Source organism: Photobacterium pectinilyticum, from assembly GCF_024357955.1.
Classification (GTDB): domain Bacteria; phylum Pseudomonadota; class Gammaproteobacteria; order Enterobacterales; family Vibrionaceae; genus Photobacterium; species Photobacterium pectinilyticum.
Genome location: NZ_JANEYT010000173.1, coordinates 1 through 1,629 on the forward strand (window position 1 = coordinate 1; position 1,629 = coordinate 1,629).

Sequence of the window (1,629 nt, forward strand, 5' to 3'; positions counted from 1 at the left end):
GACATGATGGCACCTCTAAATGTTCGTCGACATTGTAAATTTTAGCGTAGGTGTGGGGCGTACCATCTAATTAACGAGTTACGCATACGTCCCTAAGCCGCCCCCATTACACTTTGAGTGTGAGTGCACGCTACTTGATTGGCATCACAACCGAATTTTCATCTAACAGCTCTTGTTGGAGGTCAAACACCCTGAAACGGAGCCTGGCATTTTCAGCCTCTAATAGCTTTCGGGCCTCAATTGCATTATCTCGTTGAACCCTGTACTTATCCTTCAACTCATTGGCTTTTTTTAACTGCTGTTTTAGCCCATCAAGCTCAGACAAAGGGACATCTAGCTCAATATCTAAACCTGTTGTCATCGCCTTATCACGGTTGAGGTTGTATTCGTCAATCACAGGTTTGGCGTAGGCCACGAACTCTTTGAACTTATGAACATAGCTATTGCCAAGCTGGGCTTCATTATTAATTCGGTTTAACGTGAGTTTACCCGTTGCCTTAACATGAAGCGGCTTGCCATCTAATAGGCGTTGAAACGCATTGACCAATAACCCTTCGGCCTTACAAGTCGCCTTGTACTCTACTCTCATGACCATACCGCCTTAATATCATCATTGAAGCTATCAAATGGGATGCTGTGTTTGACCAATGTTGGCTCAATAGACTGAATCTTCTTTTTTCTAGCATCCAAAATCAATTCATTGGCATAATCACCCATGTCATTGATTGCCCTGAATGAAGCAATGAGATTGTCCCGCTCCCTCGACAGCCTTTTTGCTGCCTTATCAGTGACAACCTTATGCTCACAGGGGGCTTCAACAATATCCATCAGGGAGCAAAGGCGCTCACAGTTACGGTTGGTGCAGTACCCCCCTGTAGGAAGCAACACAATGGATTTGTCACCAGACCTTACCAAAGCGAGCAACTCACTTCGGGACATCACTATTTCTTCACCCTGTGCTAGCCGCTCTGCTTTATTCTTTGCTAACAGCTCTGGTCGTTCCTTGGCTATGCGCTCACCTTCTGCACCGCTTAAGGTATCGGATACGTTGTAAATCTCATCCCATGCGTCAACCGCTGAACTTTCAATGGCTTCATCAAAATCACTCATTAACTGAGCATCCATCAACAGTTGGTTGGTACGCGCCAGCTCAGAATAATTCGCGTACCAGTTAGACATATTAATATTTCGGTGCTTAAGCTGGTATTTGACTGTAAGCGCATTGCCCAGTCGGTTCTTCACCATAAAGACCACAAAACTCCTTCGTAAGTCATGTGGACTAAGCTTTGGTAAACCGCCTCCGACCTTTAAGCTCCCTGCGCGGTCTGGATTTAGCAGGTCGAATTCCTCAACGTCTTCGGCGGTTGCAGTAATGTTGAACTCATTCATATTCAATGCATCACCAGCACCGTCAATACTGTATTTTAGAGACTTTTTATTTATGATTACTTCACTGTCATAAGGGAGCTCAGAAGAAATAAAGGCACTTTCAAGGTCTTGCAACATTGCATTGTATTTGTCCTTGGTTAACTGACCATTTTGATAACCGTCATCTAAATAGCTGTTCCTAATAGTAGATCTCTCAGGGAAGGGAACTCAGTCCAAATTGTGCGATCTGATCAGTTACCA

General features: G+C 44.4%; 1 protein-coding gene and 1 pseudogene. Both read right to left on the bottom strand.

Annotated elements, in window-relative coordinates; translation table 11 throughout:
• Nucleotides 1–130 precede the first annotated feature (130 nt).
• A complete protein-coding gene (locus tag NHN17_RS25685; RefSeq protein ID WP_255045513.1) occupies nt 131–589 on the bottom strand; it encodes a hypothetical protein in 459 nt (152 codons plus the stop codon).
• Nucleotides 586–1,557: pseudogene (locus tag NHN17_RS25690) on the bottom strand (hypothetical protein); the annotation flags it as partial. The gene NHN17_RS25685 and the pseudogene NHN17_RS25690, both read right to left, overlap by 4 nt.
• Between the last annotated feature and the right edge of the window lie 72 nt (nt 1,558–1,629).

Bases quoted from the DNA above. Each gene is read 5' to 3' on its own strand.
- NHN17_RS25685 (WP_255045513.1), bottom strand. From the start codon at position 589: ATGAGAGTAGAGTACAAGGCGACTTGTAAGGCCGAAGGGTTATTGGTC.